20 protein-coding genes and 1 pseudogene are annotated in these 19,877 nt (G+C 39.3%); 4 read left to right on the top strand and 17 right to left on the bottom strand.

Annotation, left to right across the window (positions count from 1 at the left end; translation table 11 throughout):
• Positions 1 to 182: 182 nt before the first annotated feature.
• Positions 183 to 725 carry a PepSY domain-containing protein gene (locus ACFOGI_RS05545; protein WP_390269675.1) on the bottom strand — a complete coding sequence of 181 codons (543 nt, stop codon included), beginning with the start codon at positions 723 to 725 and terminating at the stop codon, positions 183 to 185.
• Positions 726 to 969: 244 nt separating this feature from the next.
• Here ACFOGI_RS05545 and ACFOGI_RS05540 point away from each other — a divergent pair, with 244 nt between their 5' ends.
• Positions 970 to 1,548, top strand: coding sequence for a Maf family protein (locus ACFOGI_RS05540; protein WP_390269672.1), 579 nt, complete (start codon positions 970 to 972; stop codon positions 1,546 to 1,548).
• 267 nt (positions 1,549 to 1,815) lie between these two features.
• Here the strand turns inward: ACFOGI_RS05540 and ACFOGI_RS05535 are convergent, their stop codons facing one another.
• The 11 genes and pseudogenes from ACFOGI_RS05535 to ACFOGI_RS05485 form a co-directional block, all read right to left on the bottom strand.
• On the bottom strand, positions 1,816 to 2,178 hold the full coding sequence (locus tag ACFOGI_RS05535) for a VOC family protein (protein WP_390269669.1): 363 nt from the start codon (positions 2,176 to 2,178) through the stop codon (positions 1,816 to 1,818).
• Positions 2,175 to 2,936 carry a class I SAM-dependent DNA methyltransferase gene (locus ACFOGI_RS05530; RefSeq protein WP_390269666.1) on the bottom strand — a complete coding sequence of 254 codons (762 nt, stop codon included), beginning with the start codon at positions 2,934 to 2,936 and terminating at the stop codon, positions 2,175 to 2,177. Before ACFOGI_RS05530 ends, ACFOGI_RS05535 begins: the two co-directional genes overlap by 4 nt.
• A gap of 23 nt (positions 2,937 to 2,959) precedes the next feature.
• Positions 2,960 to 4,162, bottom strand: coding sequence for an ATP-grasp domain-containing protein (locus tag ACFOGI_RS05525; protein ID WP_390269663.1), 1,203 nt, complete (start codon positions 4,160 to 4,162; stop codon positions 2,960 to 2,962).
• Positions 4,163 to 4,175: 13 nt separating this feature from the next.
• On the bottom strand, positions 4,176 to 6,470 hold the full coding sequence (locus ACFOGI_RS05520) for a hypothetical protein (protein WP_390269660.1): 2,295 nt from the start codon (positions 6,468 to 6,470) through the stop codon (positions 4,176 to 4,178).
• Between the two features lie 3 nt (positions 6,471 to 6,473).
• Positions 6,474 to 7,727: an MFS transporter gene (locus ACFOGI_RS05515; RefSeq protein WP_390269657.1), complete on the bottom strand. Its 1,254-nt coding sequence runs from the start codon at positions 7,725 to 7,727 to the stop codon at positions 6,474 to 6,476.
• Complete coding sequence (locus tag ACFOGI_RS05510; protein WP_390269654.1) at positions 7,717 to 8,964, bottom strand: ATP-grasp domain-containing protein; 1,248 nt, start codon at positions 8,962 to 8,964, stop codon at positions 7,717 to 7,719. The genes ACFOGI_RS05515 and ACFOGI_RS05510 overlap by 11 nt, the downstream gene beginning before the upstream one ends.
• Entirely contained in the window at positions 8,957 to 10,084 is a 1,128-nt protein-coding gene (locus ACFOGI_RS05505; protein ID WP_390269651.1) for an ATP-grasp domain-containing protein, read from the bottom strand. The genes ACFOGI_RS05510 and ACFOGI_RS05505 overlap by 8 nt, the downstream gene beginning before the upstream one ends.
• 72 nt (positions 10,085 to 10,156) lie before the next feature.
• Positions 10,157 to 11,608, bottom strand: a complete 1,452-nt coding sequence (locus ACFOGI_RS05500) for a WD40 repeat domain-containing protein (protein ID WP_390269678.1) — start codon at positions 11,606 to 11,608, stop codon at positions 10,157 to 10,159.
• Positions 11,582 to 11,920 (bottom strand): annotated as a pseudogene (locus tag ACFOGI_RS05495) (WD40 repeat domain-containing protein); the annotation flags it as partial. The pseudogene ACFOGI_RS05495 and the gene ACFOGI_RS05500, both read right to left, overlap by 27 nt.
• A gap of 10 nt (positions 11,921 to 11,930) precedes the next feature.
• Positions 11,931 to 12,545 carry a GTP cyclohydrolase II gene (locus ACFOGI_RS05490; RefSeq protein ID WP_390269649.1) on the bottom strand — a complete coding sequence of 205 codons (615 nt, stop codon included), beginning with the start codon at positions 12,543 to 12,545 and terminating at the stop codon, positions 11,931 to 11,933.
• A gap of 583 nt (positions 12,546 to 13,128) precedes the next feature.
• Complete coding sequence (locus ACFOGI_RS05485; protein ID WP_390269646.1) at positions 13,129 to 13,605, bottom strand: small multi-drug export protein; 477 nt, start codon at positions 13,603 to 13,605, stop codon at positions 13,129 to 13,131.
• A gap of 85 nt (positions 13,606 to 13,690) precedes the next feature.
• On the opposite strand from ACFOGI_RS05485, the gene ACFOGI_RS05480 reads away from it, so the two are divergent.
• Both ACFOGI_RS05480 and ACFOGI_RS05475 read left to right on the top strand, forming a co-directional pair.
• Positions 13,691 to 14,287, top strand: coding sequence for a TetR/AcrR family transcriptional regulator (locus ACFOGI_RS05480; RefSeq protein ID WP_390269643.1), 597 nt, complete (start codon positions 13,691 to 13,693; stop codon positions 14,285 to 14,287).
• A 245-nt stretch (positions 14,288 to 14,532) separates the two neighbouring features.
• Positions 14,533 to 15,012, top strand: coding sequence for a hemerythrin domain-containing protein (locus ACFOGI_RS05475; RefSeq protein WP_390269640.1), 480 nt, complete (start codon positions 14,533 to 14,535; stop codon positions 15,010 to 15,012).
• Positions 15,013 to 15,116: 104 nt separating this feature from the next.
• Here the strand turns inward: ACFOGI_RS05475 and ACFOGI_RS05470 are convergent, their stop codons facing one another.
• From ACFOGI_RS05470 to fdhA, 3 genes are all read right to left on the bottom strand, one after another.
• Positions 15,117 to 15,254 (bottom strand): hypothetical protein, encoded by a 138-nt coding sequence (locus tag ACFOGI_RS05470; RefSeq protein WP_390269637.1) that lies wholly within the window; start codon positions 15,252 to 15,254, stop codon positions 15,117 to 15,119.
• 150 nt (positions 15,255 to 15,404) lie between these two features.
• Positions 15,405 to 15,827, bottom strand: a complete 423-nt coding sequence (locus tag ACFOGI_RS05465; RefSeq protein ID WP_390269634.1) for a GlcG/HbpS family heme-binding protein — start codon at positions 15,825 to 15,827, stop codon at positions 15,405 to 15,407.
• A gap of 45 nt (positions 15,828 to 15,872) precedes the next feature.
• Positions 15,873 to 17,084 (bottom strand): formaldehyde dehydrogenase, glutathione-independent, encoded by a 1,212-nt coding sequence (gene fdhA, locus ACFOGI_RS05460; RefSeq protein ID WP_390269631.1) that lies wholly within the window; start codon positions 17,082 to 17,084, stop codon positions 15,873 to 15,875.
• A 167-nt stretch (positions 17,085 to 17,251) separates the two neighbouring features.
• Between fdhA and ACFOGI_RS05455 the strand changes: the two genes are divergently transcribed.
• Positions 17,252 to 17,629, top strand: a complete 378-nt coding sequence (locus ACFOGI_RS05455; protein ID WP_390269629.1) for a winged helix-turn-helix transcriptional regulator — start codon at positions 17,252 to 17,254, stop codon at positions 17,627 to 17,629.
• A 487-nt stretch (positions 17,630 to 18,116) separates the two neighbouring features.
• Here the strand turns inward: ACFOGI_RS05455 and ACFOGI_RS05450 are convergent, their stop codons facing one another.
• Together ACFOGI_RS05450 and ACFOGI_RS05445 are read right to left on the bottom strand one after the other, a co-directional pair.
• Complete coding sequence (locus tag ACFOGI_RS05450; RefSeq protein ID WP_390269627.1) at positions 18,117 to 18,659, bottom strand: LysM peptidoglycan-binding domain-containing protein; 543 nt, start codon at positions 18,657 to 18,659, stop codon at positions 18,117 to 18,119.
• 371 nt (positions 18,660 to 19,030) lie between these two features.
• A complete protein-coding gene (locus tag ACFOGI_RS05445; RefSeq protein WP_390269624.1) occupies positions 19,031 to 19,207 on the bottom strand; it encodes a hypothetical protein in 177 nt (58 codons plus the stop codon).
• Positions 19,208 to 19,877: the final 670 nt, after the last annotated feature.

The following is a 19,877-nucleotide window of genomic DNA, read 5'->3' as shown; positions in this document are numbered from 1 at the left end:
GGTTTTCACGAGGAGGCTCGGGCGTTCGTCCGCGGAAAGGGAATGGTCTGTGCTCCTGGAGGCAAGAAAAAAGCTTGTAGAAAAACACGAGGTTTCTCTACAAGCTGAGCGGACAATAGCTGTCCGCTCTTTGGCTTCTTTTCTAAGCTGATTGTTACAAGCAGGTAACTCTACCAGCTGGATCAATCATCCAGTTCGGTTTCCAATACCTCCCCAGTCTCCGCATCGATTTCCACTTCTGCTTCGCCCTTGTCTGTCCGCAGTTCGAATTCATATACATAGCGGCCATCATCTTCATCCAATTCCATCTCTATGACTTTTCCACTCACCGTGTTTTGGGCAATTTCCACTGCTTCTTGATGACTCAGGATATCCGAAGGGGTTTGTTCTTCGCGTTCCTCTTCATCGTCGTCATCGTCTTCTACTTTCAATACCTCTCCAGTAGTTGCATGGACATACACGTCCTGTGCTTCTCCCCGGTTCCCGATTTCGATTTCATAATAGGAAGTCCCATCATCTTCTTCCAATTCCACACCGTATACATGGCCATCCTTTTCATCAAGCGCAATTTTCTTCGCTTCTACATAGGAAATCTCGGTCTGTTTTTCCGATGTTTCCGCCTTTTGGATGGGCTCCTGTTTCCCGTCGTCTTCTGATGCTGCCACCGTGATCCCGCTGAAAATGACACCCGCTGCAATCGTACCGATAAATAATTTTTTCTTCATCTTTATTCCTCCTTGTTTATGTCTATATCTGTACTATAGACGACAGATATTAAAGGACGGCAAAAGGAAGATTAAAATTTGATGAGAATCCTGTTCATTTTTTATCATTTTCAAAGAAACCGTTGGTGTGGTCATCCAAAAGAGACCATCTACGGAGTCGCCGAGCGTAGATGAGCAAGATCCTGTATCGTTTGCCAGTCGATTGCGATAATAAAAAACATAAGTACCACAGGAGGAAATAATCATGACAAAAAAACTGATTCTCGCATCATCGTCCCCTCGAAGACAAGAACTGTTGCAGCAAGTGAATATCCCCTTCTCCCTTCGCAAGCAAGGCTTTGATGAATCACAAATCACCACCAGAGACCCGGTGGAGAAAGTCGAGCAGCTGGCCATACGGAAGGGACGGAGCGTTCCGTTTGAACACCCGGACGAAGTCATCCTGTCGGCGGATACCGTTGTTTCATTTCAAGGAAAAATCTTCGAAAAGCCCGGAAACCAGGCAGAAGCAGCCGAAATGATGAGAGTTCTAAGTGGAGAGGTTCATGAGGTCTATACCGGTGTGATGATCCGCTCCCAGGAGGATGAAGTGGTGATCGTCGAACGCACGGCGGTTGAATTCTGGCCGCTTACCGAGGAAGAAATAAACTGGTACGTCTCCACAGACGAACCCTACGACAAGGCGGGCGCCTACGGCATTCAAAGCCTTGGAGCCATGTTCGTCAAACAGATCACAGGCGACTACTACAATGTCGTCGGCCTGTCCATCTCCCGAGTAACCAGGGAGCTGCGGAGATTTTCGGTATATCCGGAGAAAGGCTGAGGGCCGGGTGCTGGGGTGGCGCACGAGTGCGCCGGCATGCGGTCTGAGTGACTGCGGCTGGCGCACGAGTGTGCGGGCGTGTGGCCCGAGTGGCTGTGGTCGAGGCACGAGTGCGCTGGCGTGTGGCCCGAGTGGCTGGGGCTGGCGCACGAGAAATAGTTACCGCACAGATATTACTCTGTGCGGTATCAATTTCTTTTCTCTCTTTCCGGTAGACTTTTCTTCGCTAAAAGTAACAAATTAGTCAGTCTTTACTTTACATCCGTACTATTCTTTTGATGTAACTCTAATATAATACCCCTCTGGATCTTTTAAACGGAAATCTGTTAACCCCCAATCCCGATTTTGTAACGGTGTATTAATGGGGTATTCCTTACTTCTAATATCATTATAAGTCTTGTAAATATCCTCGACTTCCAACACAATTTCTATGCCTTTACCTCTCGTATCACCTTTTAATGGATGAGTTGATTCAAGTTTATTAATGTTGCCAATACCCAAGGTTACGCTATCTTTCTCTAAAGAAAGATAATCATTCGTTTCTTTTACTATTTCAAAGTCGAAAATGGATATATAGAACTGCTTAACTTCTTCCACGTTAGACACGAATAGCTCCAACCTTAAATTCATGCAGCTCTTCCTCCCTTTTTCTTACATTTAATAATCAGATACATAGGCTTTTTTAAACGCTGCTCATAATTATGTTCATACATAAACCGCTCTCGTACCGGTTTACCTTCTTTAACATCATCGATTAAAAAACCATTATTAATTAACAAACTAAAATAAGTTTCCAACGACCTATGGTATTTTAATATATTAGTTCCTAGCCAATAGGTTTGTCTTTCTCCTTCGGTGAAGTAATTATCCACAAGCCAAGATCCATGGTCCTCATTTCCTTCACTACTTTCATAATTGCTTGTGATGACTGGGTGTTCGACAGAGAAAATAAAAGTTCCTTCATCTTTCAAAACCCTATGAATTTTACCCATCACTTTATTCAGATCGTGAATATAATGTAATGCCATACTTGATATGACTATATCGAATGCTTTACTGCTCCAAGGTTCATTTTCCCAGCAGTCTTCAATATTACATTGCTTCAAAGTAGCGTTGGCAGGTAATTTTTCTCTAGCCATTTCCACCATCTTTTTTGAGGCATCTATTCCACAATAGTAGCCGTCGCTGTTATTCTCCAAAAACCGGTTACCTAATTCTCCATCACCACAACCAAGGTCCAATATTCTTTTCTGCAATACATCACCAGCCAAGTTCATAATATAAGGTTTTTCCAGCGTGCTATTCGCTTCATCAGCAACATTCTTAGATTCAATATATTGGTGTAACCCTTTTTCTGAATTATAAAATTCAGTACCTTTTAAAACCATTAGCTCTACTCCTCTGTATAATTTTAATCTACCTCTATGACTAAGGTTTCCCTAACTTTTTCAGTAGTCTTGGACTTCTCTTCATAAGAAGAGAATGTAGCCAGATAATAACCTGGCCTTTTTAATCCTGAATCAATCGGTGACAAACATTCTCCTTCTTTCATAGAAGTAAAGAATCGTTCAATACCTGGAAATGACTGGATAGTGGAGATACCTTTTATACTATTAATTCTTTTTTTATCATTAACCACTGGTGTTAAAAACTCTGCATACCCGATCCGATTTGATTCATTATTAATTTCTCTTGGAGGTTCTCCTATCGCAATTTCGATTATTGCTTTGAATATGTTGAAATTGTAAGCGTTATTAATACAATTCAATATGTACCCTCCAGGTGTTCTAACAGCGAACTCTATGATATAAACTTGGTTGTTGTTTATTTTTATTTCGAGGTGGATTATACCGCTTTCCATTTTAATAAGGTCAATTAGTTCTGAGTTTACTTTTAATATTTCTCTCTGATGAGTTCGGCTTATATCAGAAGGAACAGTATGTGATTTTTCAATTGGATACTGTCCTTTCAAGATTTCTTTTGTAGTAATATTTTCAAACAATATCTCGTTATCTTGAACTAATGTTTCTATACTATACTCTTGCCCGTCAATAAACTCTTCCACTTGCACGGGAAATTCTAATTCCTGAAGCATCTTCTCATTTTTCAAATCACTTCCACGTTGAATTTCCACCCCTATACTTCCAGCTTTATCAAGCGGTTTTATTACGTAGAGACTGTCGTTGTCTAGATGATTAATTACTTCAGGTACATAAGCAGTGAAATTCTTAGGGACCAGGAGACCCCTGTTCTCCATAATGCTTCTTTGAAAAGACTTATTTTGCGATACACTTGTCGCATATAATCCCGGCGATTTTAACCCTAAAGTTTCCGCTACTATACAAGCACTTCTAATGTGAGGTTCGGAATAACCTATGACTCCATTTATTTCATTTTCTTTATTTATATCCAAGGCCTTTTTCACAATCTCTTCTTCATGGAAGGACGAGAGATAGTACAAGTTATCCGCTTTCCTATATACTTTATCTAAGTTCGGGATATTTAGTTGTTGAGAATCTACCATCAAGGAAATTTCCATGTTCATTTCTCGAGCAGTCTCAATATATTCCAGCCCTTGAAATCCACAACCGATCAACAATAAATGCTTCGTCAAACCCTTCACTCCTTTAATTGGGTAATGTTCTCCTTCCAATGAATCTATCAGAAGCTTGATTACTAGTTGAAGGGGCAACCCATATGTTTTTTGTATATATGCTTAGATTATCATTAGTGACGACGTATATCTTCAGCCAGTAATGATGAGGTTTAGTAGAACTATTGACAAGAAAATCCATTTTGACCTCTGTCCCTTCTTCAGGGGATAGAAGAATAGCTTTTGGATCCGTCTCTCTTTCAATAAGATTATATTTTGATTTCACCACTTCACCTGTGACAGCAACTATTTGATCTTCATTTGAAACATTCATCAGTTTAATGGTCTCGGTGAATGATGCCCCGATTTCTTTATGAGACTCATCATCTATTGTTACTAGAAGGGGATCTTTAGCCGAAACATCGTCCAGGATTCCACAAGTAGGGCAGATGACAACTTCCCTTTCATGTGAAGAATTTGACTTTGCGTTAAGAAAATACTTGAATGTATTGTCCCCGCAATGTCGACAGATAACTTGATTTTTCGTTATCTGTGTCAAGTAGAACAATCGTTTGTACTCTTCGTAAATTAAGTAATTCGTATTTTTAGTCTTGTTCAGTACATAATTCATTAAATCATCATTTACTCTAGTTTCTATCTGATTGATATTTTGGTTTAATTTGTTAACCTTTTTAATATTCCTGATATGATGGTCTTCTTCGTCCTTCTTCTCTAAGTTGTTCTTAAAGAAGTGAAGGTCCTTCAAACACTTCTGAATATCGTTCGTGTTGATTTTTAGATTTTGGAAGTGCTCTATTTTATCTTTGATATTCTCTATTTTTCTATAAACATCTCCCATCACCTCTCCCTTGCCAAATTGTATTTTTATCTTGTCCTGAGGATGGAGAGATAAGATGAATAAATGCAGCTCACTTTTTTCGTAATAAAAAGCAAAATTAGTATTCGGAAGATTTTTATTGGAGTAACAGAAAATCTGCTTTCCTATAAGTTCCTCAGGCATATTTTTTACAACTAAATGAGCAGAAGTGATTTCGGTCAGCTCTATCATATGGTCAAATAGGTCATGAGAATATTCCATTTCCAAAGTGGAGTTTTTATTACTACCAAAGTTCTTCTCTAATTGAATAAATGGATCGCCCATAATCAATATGTTTGCAAAGTCAAGCTCTGCATTTACCACAGAATTATTTAAAGCGTACACTATTTCAGATAAAGAAAAGTGCGCCCTCATTAAGTATTCAAACAATATATTCTGAAAGTGCCGGCCGTCTACCATAAACGGACTGGCAATATAAGCACCAGTCCAACCTGAAACAGCGCGTAACGATAAACTGAAATGATTATCAAATAACGAATTACTGGTTTTGTAGCTAGAACAAGTGTTGGAATACATAATTAAAGATTTAATCTTCTCAATCGGTATGAGTTCCAGTTCGGGAATCAGGCATTCTCCCGTATAATAACAGGAAGGTAAGCCCGGAGGCTTACTTCCTTCGGTCAGCCTGATATCAGATAGGTCTCCTCTGCTGCATAATACAGTACCGTTCAACCAGCTCATATTATCCCTTCCATGCAACATGCTATTCCATAAAAGAAAAGGTTCAGCCGTATGCTTATTAATCTCAGGCCGAGTTGCTTTTGACCATGGAATATAGGTATCACTTTCTTTATCGATATCTTCAAACTCGTTATTAACCGCTACATTTACTACGTCTTTATCTATTCCTTTTGACAATGATGGATAGATTTGCCCCTTATTGATTAAGTCAATCGCTTCCTCCACCGTATGCCCGGTCACCATCGCGATAACTCTTTCTTGTTGGGAGAGCCAAGAGCCACGTACACTTAAACCATCTTCCCATAGTCTGGAGACAATATTGTTTTCTAATACCGATGGTTCACCAATCAGTATGATATGGTCGAAATCGATCAAATCTGATAAATCGGTCTCATTATAATCATACACTTTGCAGTTTCTATAATAAGCAAACGCAGCAGCAACTATCTTCCAGTTCTCATCTTCGCTTGGCACATAAAGGATGGCTCCCTGATAATTAACTTTATTTTTTTCATTCAGCTCATCTATAACTCCTTTTAAAATATTAACATCTACTTTTGCCTCACCACTGTTCTCACAATTACTAACACTAAAATAAGGGGAATCACCAAGCATTTCTACCAAATCCCTTTTCCAGTCTTTTTCTCTGTATTGATTTAGTAAAAAAGGGATCGTGGACTCCTCCGAGCGTATGGTTTTTAACAATTCATAATAATAGGTGCATAGATTAGAGCACAATTTAATGTTCATCGGTCACCCTCCTGGTTGTGCTGAATTTTGTTCTGTCTCATCGAAGTCTACAAAAGTATAGCGAGTATATACTCCCTTATAAAAAACTATACCGAATATCAGCATGAAGAGGCCCAGGGAAAGGAAAATAATTCTGATATCGATACTCTCGGAAACCAGACCCGCTAGCGTCATAGAAAAAGGTACACTAATTTGGGATAATAAAAACAACGTAGAGCCTACCCGCCCTCTATATTTGACCGGGACTATCTCTTGGACCATTGTGTTGTAATTTATGTTGTATAGCATGATCATTCCCATAATGATTAAGAAACTGGCTGCAGCAACCATCCAATGATTGGCCATTCCTAGAGTGATAATCCCAACACCTAGAATAATAATATTCCAAAGGAAGAGCACCGATCTAGTAAAGATGCCTTTCAATTTCACTGCATAGATACTAACCAATACTCCCCCTATTCCACCAGCTGAGTATACAAGGCCGGTTTGAAAGGAATTAGCATTCAATTCGTTTGAAGAATAAAACACCAGCAAAGCCAATATAGGACCGACCGCCATATTTAGGACCATACTTCCAAAAGCTATTTTGGTTAGACCCATGTTTTCTTTAAGAAACAATAACCCTTCTTTTACAGACGCAATGAAACCTTCCGACATGCCTTCAAACTTTTGATACTGTACATTTAATAAAAGAACAAAGCAAAACAAAATGATAAATGCTAATGCATCTATCGTGAAAATATACACGGGGCCTAATAGTCCGATAAGCGCTCCTGCTACGGTCGGACCTAAAAATCGGGAGATAATATTAATGAATTGGAATTGAGAATTCATCGTCGTGTACAAGCTCTTTTCAAACATGCTCGGCAATAGAGCTTTTTCTGAATTGAAATAGAAGCCTCCTACAAAGTTAATTAAAATCGCTACACTATAGATTATCCATTCCGAGAAAAGGTCCAAGGTATATGTAAAAGGGATGATCAGTAAAATAATGGCTTGCAATATTGCAGAAAACATCATAATCTTTTTCTTATCAAATTTATCGGCAGCCACACCGGCAAAAAGAGCACTAACCAGTTTAGCTATATACTCTACAGCAAACACGGTTGATAATATAAGAGCGGACCCGGTTAATTGCAATGCTAGCCAAGGAAGACCAAGTAAATATAAATTATGGCCCAGACTGGATATCAATCGTCCAAGAAACAAAAATACAAAATTTCTATTGCTCCACACTTCTTTTATCTCAGCTTTCACTAGAAAACTCCTTTTCTTCAGAAGAATCAGTCTGCTTTAAGATCGGCGAGAATTTTTGGCATAGTATATCACAATCTCTTAGTGACTCCTTATCGTCAGAAACGTACATGACATGACCAAGACGGCTATAATTGGCTTTTATTGGCTTGACTTGATCTCCTGTTCTAATATTATATTTGATATCCTTTATACCCGGGTTTTTCGTATCCATCTGAGGAAAGCCTCTGACATAATGGCTGGATCGTCCCAGCATAAATTGTATTGTTGCATACCTGCTGTTTGTATCTGGTAGTGGTTCATAGTGTTTACCCAACGCAATATCTACTACAGCTTTATAGTAATTCCATCCATAACTGTAATTAATTAAGTCGGGTATTAAGTCACCGGCTGCTCTTGCCCCAATCTCCATAACATAAAACTCACCATCATTTTGCTGTTTGATTTCAACATGCGCTAAACCATGATCGATGCCTACTGATTTAACTGCTTGGATTGCTATCTTTCTTAACGTGTTTTGGGTAGTTTCTAGTGCGAGACTAGGCAACGTATGTCCTACTTCAACAAAATATCCGGCATCCGAATGGACCTGTTTATCAACAACAGCGATTACCTGAACAGATTGATGCTGAACGATAACTTCCACACTATATTCTTCACCAGCGATATACTGTTCCGCTATCAACTCCCCATTCAAACTACTTCTACAAACTTCCTCATACTTGCTATCAATTTCATCCCTGCTATGAATTCTCGTTACACCAACACTTCCACCGTTATCTGTAGGTTTTAGAATAAGCGGATAGCCAATTCTTTCAGCAAAGGCGTATACCTCTTCTTGCTTTTCCACCTTGTTAAAAAGAGGAGAAGGAATATCGTCCCTGCTAAGTTTTTGACGCATCTTATATTTATTTCTACAGATTCTTGCTGCTTCTTCATCTAAATGGGGTAGATCAAATCTCTTTGCAAGGAAAGAAGCTGACTCCACATCAAGTTCGGAAAGAGTTATAACAGCATGGAAGGGGTTCGTATTGTGGATCTCCTCCAATTCTGATACTAATCCCTGCCACATATTTGGATCATGCGTATCAAAAAAAATCGCTCTATGGACAAGATGTGAATAATTATTATAATAGGTTGCTCCTACATAGGTGATTTGTATCCTGTTCTCTAAAAGTGTTTTAAAAAATCCATTTCTATCGTTTCCCGCTCCAATTACCAGAACATGATGGTTAAACATACGCTATCTCCTTTAAAGCCCTGATTTTCTCGTATATGCTCGGATTTGGCTCACCGAAAATTTCCTTGAAAACATCAGCTAATTCATCATAACTACCAGCTTTCATTGTCACGATTTTTTCATCTCCACTAACCTTTCCTCTAATGAATTGAATGTTTGGATGTTTACTTAACTCATTAATGGCATTCCGATCTATATTAACGGAAAATTCTGTGCTGACCAGACCATTATAATCTACAGAGGTTATACTTTTACCAGCAGCTAACATGACCAGGGCATCATATGGTGATAAGTTGGTAACAGAACTATTTAAATGGCTTAATCCACTTATCCGTGCATTCATTTCATTTACAAACCATCCTTGTTCTGTAACTATTAGGTCAAATTGCAAAATACCAACAAAATCATCAAAATGATTACTTATAAATTCAGTAAGTTTTTCTTTTATACTCAAATATGTACCTTCCTCCAATTGATAGGGTGAACTTCTCATTTTATTTATTGGGTTTTCTTTATCAGTCACCCCTAAGTAGGATGGAGGATAGAACAATATAGCTTCTTTCGTCTTAAGAACTTCCAGCCCACATTCATTTCCTTCTATGAATTCCTCCACTATCAACGGCTGCTGTTTCACTCTTTCTTTAATATCATTTAATTCACTTTCATCATTTACAAAGAAGACTCCTTGACCAGAAGAACTGTGTATTTGCTTTATAACAATGGGTAGAGACAGTTCTTTTTGTAATCTCTCCATACTCAACTTATCACTTGAAATAACATGCCCTCTGCTAATGGGTATATTACTTTCGATTAAATAATGCCGCATTAATGCCTTATCGTATGATAATAACGATGCTTTTTCTCCAGTATTAATCATTTTAAGGTGGGGGAATTTTTTCGCGACAAAGAAATCGCGTATAGCTTCATATTCAAAGTTAGGGTCTGTGCGGGAGATGATGACATCAGGATTCACGCTCTCTATCTTTCTAATTATAGCGGTGTAATCACTTGTGGAACATTGATCAGTACTTATCAATTCCGTATTAATATGGAGGTTATTGGCTTTATTTTTAATAAGCTTATATCCTAGTTCCCCAATTACCAACAAAGTTTTGACCATTCGCTTCACCAATCTCTTAATAGAATAAGTAGCAGAATAACCATTGTGATTATTCTGCTATCTTTATATAGATTAAACTACTGACAAACCTTCTGTTTGATTAAATAGCCTTAATATTTCATTGACTTCTTTGTCATTATTTATCTTATAGATTCCTCCGTCATAAGAACTGCAGAAGACCTCATTGTCAGATGATCTAAGAGCGCTTATCCCATTACTGCTCACTCTGAATGGTGACGTTAGATACTGATTCTCAATATTCCAAATAACTGCAAATCCCCAGTAATCTCCGCTTACAATACTTCCATCTTTGGTGACAGTTACAGATTTAATAGAGTATTTATGTTGGTCATGCTGATCTAATATCCGACCAGTACGAATATCAAAAGCTCTTACCATACAATCCCTGCTTACAACAATTATTCGGTTTCTTCCGGAATCAAGAAAAACATCGTTAGCGATTGCTGTCGGTCCTTTATATTCTTTTTTATTTTTGATATTATTCTTGTCAAAAATGTTCAATTTGCCTTCAGCAGATACAGTTACAGCCAAATGGTCATCGACATCAACAGCTTTAACCGCTCCTTCATTAGCTGCCCAGGAAGAAGTTTGGGTTAACGTTTCTGTACTGATTACATGAACATGCCCTCCATAGGTCCCCACATAAAAAGAATTTGTATATTCATCAAAGTATATCGTGTTGACTGGACCTGTATTTAGCGCAATGTTGGTTTTCTTACCTGAAAAGGTATCAACAATGGTGACTTCTCCTGCATGATCGCCCCAAATGCTATACTGCCCATTTTTGGATATTCCTGCAGCGTTCGTAAGGATGCCTTTGGATTCATGTATTTCTTTCCCGTTCAACCTCAAACGCCCATCATCAGAGGCCGTCACCACATTTTTATCATCGTCCAGATCTAGATCGTTAATAGATGGTGTTGCTAATTCTTCTTTATTATTAATGTGTTTGCCTGTCTTAACGTCCCATTCATTGTATTTCTTTCCGAAGCTTGCACCAATAACTTTCTTTTCATCCGGTGTCCATACCAAAGACCTTTCCCATTGGTATGTGGTTGATTCAAGTACCTGGAACAACTCAAATCCACGAGTTTCCCATATCTTTATTTGATGATCATAACCAGCTGTCAATATATAGTTACCAGTTTGAGAGAATTCTACTTGTTTCACTCCCCTATCATGGGCTGGGAATTGCTGTATAAGCTCAAATGTTTTACAATCATATACCATTACGGTGCCATCATCTCTGCCAATAGCAAATAACCCCAGTTGCTCACTTCCACCAACTGTATCAACTTCAAATTCAAACGGGCCCAATTCTTTTATGAGTTCACCGTTCTCTATATTCCATATGAGTATTCGACCATCATCGCCTGTGGTAAATGCAGAAGAGCCATTTACCCAGACACTGAGGACATCTTTTTCATGCCCCCTGAACTCTGTAACAACCTTCCCTGATACTACATCCCAAACCAGGCATCTTTTATCTCTTGAAACAGACACCAACAGACTGTCATCCCCATTAAAACTCACATCTTCCACATCATCAGAATGACCGAGCAGGGTTTTATCAAGTTCATTCTCCTGCAGATTATATAAATTGATGGAATAGTCCGCAGATCCTGTTGCTAATAATCTTTCTTTATTTGATAAAGAAAGGTTGTTAACTAAATGGTCATGCACCCCTAGCAATTTTGATTTGTCGTTCTCTCTATCCCATATGATAACCCTTTTGTCGTATCCTCCGGTGTATACTTTTTGACTATCCGCGCTACAGCTTACCGCCGTAATAGGTCCTAAGTGCATTCTGATTCCTCCCTGGCATTTAGATTAAATGTCCTGTTTTTTCAATCTTGGTTTGTACATAATAGGCGTTATGTTCCGAAGCCTCAGTCCATAAGGGAATAATCTCTTTAATATCCAATTGGGATTCCAACAAACTGGATATCTTCAAAGGGTTATTAGTTATAAGATTTATAGGCCGATTGGTTAAGTACCCCAGAATATTTATCGCTTCTCCATACTGACGACGATCAACATCCAATCCTAATTCAAGGTTGGCCTCCACAGTATCTAGTCCATCTTGCTGTAATAAATAAGTAAGAGCTTTATTAAATAATCCAATACCTCTTCCTTCATGATCAGTTAAATAGAAAAGAGCTCCAGAACCATTATCTAGAATAAGCTCCAATGATTTTTCGAACTGTCTGCCACAATCACATTTCTTGCTTCCGAATATATCTCCTGTCTGACATATACTATGTAATCTGATAAATGGGGTTATATTTTCATCGTTCAAGTCACCATACACCAGAACAGAAGAATGCTGAAATTCATTAAGATCTTTCCTGACTATCTGATCAATGTTTAATTCCTTTCCGCCTAAAACCTTAGAATCCAGCCAAACAAACCATTTAAAAAATACCGTCTTCTCTCTCACCGTAAGTGGAAGATCAACTGGGCCAACCAGTACTAGTTCTTTATCTTCGTAATTTATTCGTGTGATATACTTTTCCAGGTAGCCAGAGTGTGATTTACTAATTAAACTAATTTACCTCACCTCCTTCTTCCAGTACCTATAGGGTGTCAGAAGCAATAGTATTTTCTTACTCGACTGTATTTTAGCAAAATTAAAATACTTGAAACAGATTATTATGTCCTTATTTTTTCCATTTTTATCCTTATCTAGAGCTCCAAAAGAATTAGTCCTAATAAACTACATTAGCTCGAAATTTTGATACAAATACGTGAGTTAGGATGAACTTTACAAATAACATGGCAATAATTCCTAAATAACAGTTGGAGAAATACATGGAACACTGTAATAACAAACGGGTCAAGGCATAACAAAAGGCATGGCCGGTACACCGAACTCATGCCTAACTAGCTGCTTATTAAATTACCTTGTCTAACTTTTAGGGGTCATTGTATTTCTGGGTATTTTTATATTCAACTTTACTTCTTCAGCTCATTTCTTCCATACTCTTACATTGGTTTTCGAATGGAACATTCCAGGATATCCCCTATAAATTCACTAAAGATGAGACTAATCCTTCTGCCACTACGGATAACGTGGCCATCACGACGGCTACTGTAATGACTCCTAAAATCGTCCAAATGAACACTTGGCCTCTTGAGATCCCGAAACTTGTGGTTGCTGCAGCACCAACCTGGCTGCTGAACAAAATGGTTGATAGAAAGCATACGCCGATTGCGCCGAAGCGGTCGAAGGTTCTTTTTATCCGAGGATTGAATTCCTTGGATGTGTTTTCCCTCTTCCGAAGTTTATTATATAGTGTATGATAGAGCCTATTAATTTGAGTTCCAAAAAATACGAAGACAAGGATACTGACTGCATTTCCAAAAATAGCCAAGATCAGTGCTGCAAACGGTGGAAAGTTAAAAGCGATGATGGCCGTCGGGACAGTCAAAAATACTTCAAGAAAAGGAACCATGCTTACAAAGAATACAAAAAGACATTGAAGTAAAAGGTTTTCCATATAAATACCTCTTTCCCTTAATTAAGTCAACTGACTTAAATACATTATAATACAATTGACTTAAAACATCAAAGGAGTTATACATATGCCCAAGAAAATAGATCATGCTGAACGAAAAGATCAAATTGTAGAAGCAATGTTCCGCATCATTCACCAATCCGGTTTTGAAAAAGCTACATCCCGTGAAATTGCCAAAGAAGCGGGATTATCCTTAGGCTCTGTCCAATACTTCTTTCCAAAGCAAAAGGACATTTATATGCTCGCAATGGACGTCATCTATCAGCGATTCGAGGAGAGGATGCAAAAGGTCGTACAGGAGAATCAAGGAGGATTTGAAAATGCCATCCGCATGATCAAACAAATTGTCCAAGCGAATACAGAAGAAGAAAGAATGGAGAACGACATCTGGATGAAATTTTCCATCATGGCCACCATGAACCCGGAATACCGCGCGACAAAAGATGAATCCCGGGAAGTGAACCTCAATTTCGCAAAAGATGTATTACGGATGCTTTATGATGAAGGGTATATTAAAAGTTCCACGAGTATTGAAGACAGCGCCAATTCGTTAACGATCTTCATCCATGGCCTCGTATTTGAATCTGTCATTTATGCCAGTTTATACGATGATCAGGTCATTGAAACAGAAATCAGAGAGTACCTGCGCAGGATTTGTGATTAACTTGATTACGTCTTCCTTCAAATATAAGAATTACAGGTTAAATGATTGGTTCTCCGGTTCCCCCGTCATAGCGCAGATTTTTTCCGGTCCCTTCTCTACCACCGTACTACCTTATTTCTCTGTTAACAGTCAGGTCAGCAGAGAATCTGTACTCACTCCCCCCTCCGGTGACTTGTATCACATCCTTCCCCAGTGGGAAGATGTATACTAGAGCCAGAACAGAATCTTCCTAGGAGGCGATTCGAATGGAAAAACAGAGAAAGGGAATCAAACGGCATGAATCACTCTATCCGCTTTCCCATCACCACCATCATGCCCTGTTCATGGCGTTGCAGCTGAGAAGGATAGGGACAGAAAAGAGCAAGCTGACCGCGGACGAAATGAAAAACAATCTGGAGTATTTCTGGGAGAGGGACGGCAACCAGCACTTCCGCGATGAGGAGGAGATTCTGCTTCCGGTTTATGCACAGCATGATTCTGTGGAACGCCAGGAGATATCCGAAATGCTGATGGAGCACGTGATCATCCGCTCGCACATACAGCAGATTCTTGCATCAGAGGAGGACCCTACCTCCCTCATGAACCATCTTGGACAATTGTTGGAAACCCATATCCGCAAAGAGGAGCGGGTCATCTTCCCGATGATCGAGAAGGCATTGCCCGAGGAAGAACTGAAGAGGATGGAGCCATACTTGCATGTGAGTGAAGCACCGCCACAAGCCTAGAACGCGATAGTCTTATGGTCACGCCACTTTTTAGAGACAGAAGAACAGACAACCAAAAATGACAGGAAGCAACCTCCCTTTCCGTTGCTACCTGTCATTCTTATTCATATCTGCCATTCTACGAATATCAATGTCGGTTCCGGCTCATCGCTCATGCCGGCTTGTTCTCCCCAAAAAGTAAACACGACCGCCATTTCATCCGTTGTCCACTCAATCGGCTCCCCGCAATAAATCCTGTGCATTGTCCAGCCAATAGGCCCATCAGCCGCCCGTGGATAGCGTAGTATATTTCCGAATCCGTTGCTTCCACTAAACAAGATTTCTGGTTCATTCGGATGTTTCTTTTTGATAAAGCATTCCTCTTTTTGCTTTAAGGAATGAAGGTTTTTATATCAAACATTAATCGAAACATTTTCAAATTCTTTAACAGCAGCTTCTGCCACTTGAACATCATGAGGGACAGTGCTTCCGCTCACCCCTACAGCGCCTACTACTTTTCCATCTTTAAGGAGTGGGATTCCCCCGCCAAATACGACAATACGTCCATTATTCGTCGTATTCAAACCATACAGTTCAGCGTTTGGAGCTGTCGCTTCCGCCAAATTGGATGTTGGCATCTTCAAAGCCACAGACGTCCAGGCTTTATTTTCAGCAATATCGATACTTGCCAGCCAAGCGTCATCCATTCGATGCGTGGCAACAAGATTCCCACCGTCATCCAAGACAGTTATTACCATGGAAACCCCTATATCTGCTGCTTCTTTTTCTGCTGCTGCAATAATCTTTGTAGCTAAATCCAATGTTATTTTACTCATAATGTTAACCCTCCACCTTTAGTTAATTTATAATTCATTTTACTTTTACAAAACGCCATGAGGATCAATCACAAATTTTTTTGCGACCCCACTGTCAAATTCCTCATACCCTTGTGGTGCTTTATCTAAAGAAATCACCGTCGCATTTACGGCTTTGGCAATATTCGCTTTACCGTGCAAAATGGAATTCATTAATGATCGATGATACTTCATAACGGGAGTTTGCCCGGTTACAAACGTATGGGCTTTTGCCCAACCTAACCCGAATCGAATGCTGAGGGAACCTTTTTTGGCTGCTTCATCGACGGCTCCTGGATCTTCCGTTACATATAGACCTGGAATACCTAGTTGCCCAGCCGCCCGGGTTACACCCATAATAGAGTTCAAAACGGTAGCCGGAGCTTCAGTTGCTTCCTGCCCGTGCCCGGAAGCTTCAAACCCAACGGCATCAATGGCACAATCTACTTCTGGCACCCCAAGAATTTGTTCAATTTGTTCTCCTAAGTCATCATGCACGCGCAAATTTACTGTTTCACAGCCAAAACTCTTGGCTTGCTCCAGCCGCTCTTGAATCAAATCACCAACGATCACGACAGAGGCGCCCAACAACTGAGCTGAATGAGCCGCTGCTAATCCGACCGGCCCTGCCCCCGCTACATATACGGTAGACCCTGGTTTGACTCCGGCACTATACGCTCCGTGGAAGCCGGTCGGGAAGATATCAGACAGCATAGTCAGATCAAGAATTTTTTCCATTGCTTGATCCTTATCCGGAAACTTAAGTAGTTGAAAATCAGCATAAGGTACCATGACATATTCGGACTGGCCACCGACCCAGCCTCCCATGTCGACATAGCCATAAGCTGAACCAGGGCGATCCGGATTAACATTCAAACAAACATGGGTGTTTTGTTCACGGCACTGCTGACAACGTCCACAGGCAATGTTAAAAGGGACAGAAACCATATCACCTTTTTTGATGAACTCCACATCCCGCCCTGTTTCCATCACTTCACCAGTGATTTCATGACCAAGAACCAAACCTTCGGGAGCTGTAGTGCGGCCCCTGACCATATGTTGGTCGCTTCCACAGATATTTGTCGTGATCACTTTCAAAATCACACCATGTTCACATTTCCGCCCTACATTAAGTGGGTTGACACCGGGACCATCCCGTAAAATAAGTTCAGGAAAATCAGTGTCCTTCACCTCCACTTTTCCAGCACCTGCATAAGCAACCGCACGATTACCAGGCATTTACACTCCTCCTATGAATTTGATCTTTATTCCCTTTGCTTCCAATAGGTAATACGCAATGTACCTCCTATAATCTATATATTAATTAATCTTTTTAATTTTTAAAATACCGCACTTTCATGTAACATAGTTACCTATAGAATACTTTTGATGGGAGAGGTGGACAATTGCAAGAAAATTTGCGGCAAGAGACCTTGAAAAAAGTGAAAAGCGGGAAATTTAATTGTGAAAAAGAATTGACACTCTCCATTATCAGCGGGAAATGGAAAATTACGATGATTTATCATCTGGGGAAAGGCGGGGCCATGAGATTCAGTGCGTTAAAAAAGTTATTTCCTAAAATAACGCACAAAGTTTTAACGACTCAGCTACGGGAACTTGAAGAAGATGGCATTGTTAAACGGCATGTTTTCCCTGAAGTACCACCCAGAGTTGAATATTCTTTAACAGACCTAGGATCTAGTTTAATGCCCATAATTGACAGTATGTATTTTTGGGGTAAGGAGAATATGAAGCACTTTATGAATAAAGATGATGGAGGCTGAGTGGGAAGAAAGGCTGGAGTTCGAGAGTACTTAAGAGAAGCTCTCCCAGAAGGTGGGAAATGTAAGTAGATGACGGAGGATGTTAAGCAGCGCCTTACTGACGAAGGGATATGAGGAATCAAACAGATAACAACTTTACTCGATTACCGTCTTGGCAGACAACAGAACTAAATGATGTCCAACACCTCAGTGGCGGTATAATTTAGTTTTATTTGCAAGTCATTAATAGTGGCACCTTTTTCCTTTTTAGCAACTCCCAAAACACGCCTTCATGTTTGGAAGTTGCTTTTGTTTTAAAAAAGCGGTTCCGACTACTAAAGGTAGATCTGATGTACATAACACCATTTAATTTTATGAACGCCTCATTCAACTCTTGTTCAAAATCTTCTATTATAAAAAGAAATAACAAGATATAGCAGGGACAAGCACCGCGGTCCATTGTTATGACTTTGGCTAATAGAGCCGGTGAACCTGCCCCTTCATCCCCCTATTTCAATCGAATTTCCAATCCAATTGGCAGGTTTAAGGGGTTAATTCCTGGATTAAGATTATATAGATCTACAAGCGGCACATCTGGATGCGCCATAGCAATCGAATAGAGCGTGTCTCCTGCCTTAATCGTATAGTACTCGTGACCATCATCCACGTTTTTGACTCTGACTTTGGATCCAATTTGTAAATCAAATGGATTCATATTCGGATTCAATACATATAAGTCTGATAAATTAACCTGTTCATACATGTCGGCAATGCTGTAAAAAGTATCTCCAGCAGAAACCGTATGATACCAATCACTTCCTGGTTCCATGATAATTTCCGTTCCTATTTTCAAATGGTAAGGATCAACCCCTGGATTCCACTCATAAAGGTCATAGATTGTTACGTTTTCATGAGACGCTGCAATATTCCAAAGTGTATCCCCTTCCTCCACCGTTACTGTAGACTCTTCAGCATGGCCATGACCTACACCAATTCCTAAAATCAACCCCATAGCTAAAATCGGTGCCATAAGGAATTTCATTTTTTTCATCATTACCCTCCTCCATGTAACATCCATTACATTCATCCATTCCTTTCACCCTCGTAAAAAAAAACGTAATATTTGTAATGTATATGTAATAGACATATGTATATCATCAAGATATCGTGATAATTTAGAATGAAAGGAGGGGACAGGTTCCCCTGTTTTTCAAAGAGAATAAAACGGTACAACTTTATATAATCGTTCTGTTTTGAAGTACAAAATGACAAATAGCAGGTTAAAATGCAGTACATTTAACAACCGAAATAACAACTAAAATAACAATATAATTGGTACTAAATAACGCTCCGAAGTTTTTAATCTCTGAGCGTTTCTTTTTATTGTCTTCTTAAACTAACGGACTTGTTAGCTTAACAAAATTATTTATTCATTTTCCTCCAAATCAATGATGCAATCAGAAGGACAACGCCAACCGAAACTCCAATAGTTTGGTCTAATAAAAGTTCACCAGTTCTGAAATAACGAATAGTAAAAGTTCCTCCAAAAATAACTATTATCGTAATTCCTAATTGAATAAGATATGCGTTGATTTTCATCAAATACCCTCCAATCTATATAATTCCATCGTTACTTTATATTTCACTTAAAGCTTTTCCATTTTTATTCAATAATCCTGCCCCGTTAGTTTAAGTACGTTATTTCACAAACTCTACCTTGACTTTAACATAAAATAACAATTATCCTCTCGGCTTAAAAAAATCAGCATTGTAAATAACATACAAATTCACATTGTAAATAGCATTATGACAATAGCTATTGTCATAATGCTATTTAGGTTGCAACTTCATAGGAAATTCAAGTGTTAAAAACCGACTCCTGGCACCAAAGATTCACCAAGCAACCAACAGGAACGATCAGAAAAATGTTCTTTATCATGGCGAACTACCCAGTCATATATACTATATCACGAGGAAACCGCTAGTAAGATACTACCAAAAAAAGAGGAATGCATTCATTTTATTGAAAGTTATGATAATATAATTCCTAGATAGAATGGTTGGACCTTGGCTCAAGCAGCTATTGCTCCCCGACGGTAAAAATGTCTCAGGAGGTGTAGTTGTATTTGGCAAGTAAAAAATGTAGTAAATGGCAGTTAAAAATGTATGCCACTTGCCACTCCGCATATTAGATTAAAGATCCCTTGTATCGAAAGCTCTCCCCAGTAAACAACAGTAGATGGGAGTGATGAATCAATCGATCAATCAC

Source organism: Virgibacillus xinjiangensis, from assembly GCF_042643145.1.
In the GTDB taxonomy this organism is placed as follows: Bacteria; Bacillota; Bacilli; order Bacillales; family Amphibacillaceae; genus Virgibacillus_O; species Virgibacillus_O xinjiangensis.
The sequence above is the reverse complement of the archived record's forward strand: the minus strand, read 5'-3'. Positions and strand labels throughout refer to the sequence as shown.

Coding starts and splice junctions, on each gene's coding strand:
- ACFOGI_RS05545 (WP_390269675.1), bottom strand. CDS start 725: ATGAAGAAAAAATTATTTATCGGTACGATTGCAGCGGGTGTCATTTTC.
- ACFOGI_RS05540 (WP_390269672.1), top strand. CDS start 970: ATGACAAAAAAACTGATTCTCGCATCATCGTCCCCTCGAAGACAAGAA.
- ACFOGI_RS05535 (WP_390269669.1), bottom strand. CDS start 2,178: ATGAATTTAAGGTTGGAGCTATTCGTGTCTAACGTGGAAGAAGTTAAG.
- ACFOGI_RS05530 (WP_390269666.1), bottom strand. CDS start 2,936: ATGGTTTTAAAAGGTACTGAATTTTATAATTCAGAAAAAGGGTTACAC.
- ACFOGI_RS05520 (WP_390269660.1), bottom strand. CDS start 6,470: ATGAACATTAAATTGTGCTCTAATCTATGCACCTATTATTATGAATTG.
- ACFOGI_RS05510 (WP_390269654.1), bottom strand. CDS start 8,964: ATGTTTAACCATCATGTTCTGGTAATTGGAGCGGGAAACGATAGAAAT.
- ACFOGI_RS05505 (WP_390269651.1), bottom strand. CDS start 10,084: ATGGTCAAAACTTTGTTGGTAATTGGGGAACTAGGATATAAGCTTATT.
- ACFOGI_RS05485 (WP_390269646.1), bottom strand. CDS start 13,605: ATGGAAAACCTTTTACTTCAATGTCTTTTTGTATTCTTTGTAAGCATG.
- ACFOGI_RS05480 (WP_390269643.1), top strand. CDS start 13,691: ATGCCCAAGAAAATAGATCATGCTGAACGAAAAGATCAAATTGTAGAA.
- ACFOGI_RS05475 (WP_390269640.1), top strand. CDS start 14,533: ATGGAAAAACAGAGAAAGGGAATCAAACGGCATGAATCACTCTATCCG.
- ACFOGI_RS05470 (WP_390269637.1), bottom strand. CDS start 15,254: ATGCACAGGATTTATTGCGGGGAGCCGATTGAGTGGACAACGGATGAA.
- ACFOGI_RS05465 (WP_390269634.1), bottom strand. CDS start 15,827: ATGAGTAAAATAACATTGGATTTAGCTACAAAGATTATTGCAGCAGCA.
- fdhA (WP_390269631.1), bottom strand. CDS start 17,084: ATGCCTGGTAATCGTGCGGTTGCTTATGCAGGTGCTGGAAAAGTGGAG.
- ACFOGI_RS05450 (WP_390269627.1), bottom strand. CDS start 18,659: ATGAAAAAAATGAAATTCCTTATGGCACCGATTTTAGCTATGGGGTTG.
- ACFOGI_RS05445 (WP_390269624.1), bottom strand. CDS start 19,207: ATGAAAATCAACGCATATCTTATTCAATTAGGAATTACGATAATAGTT.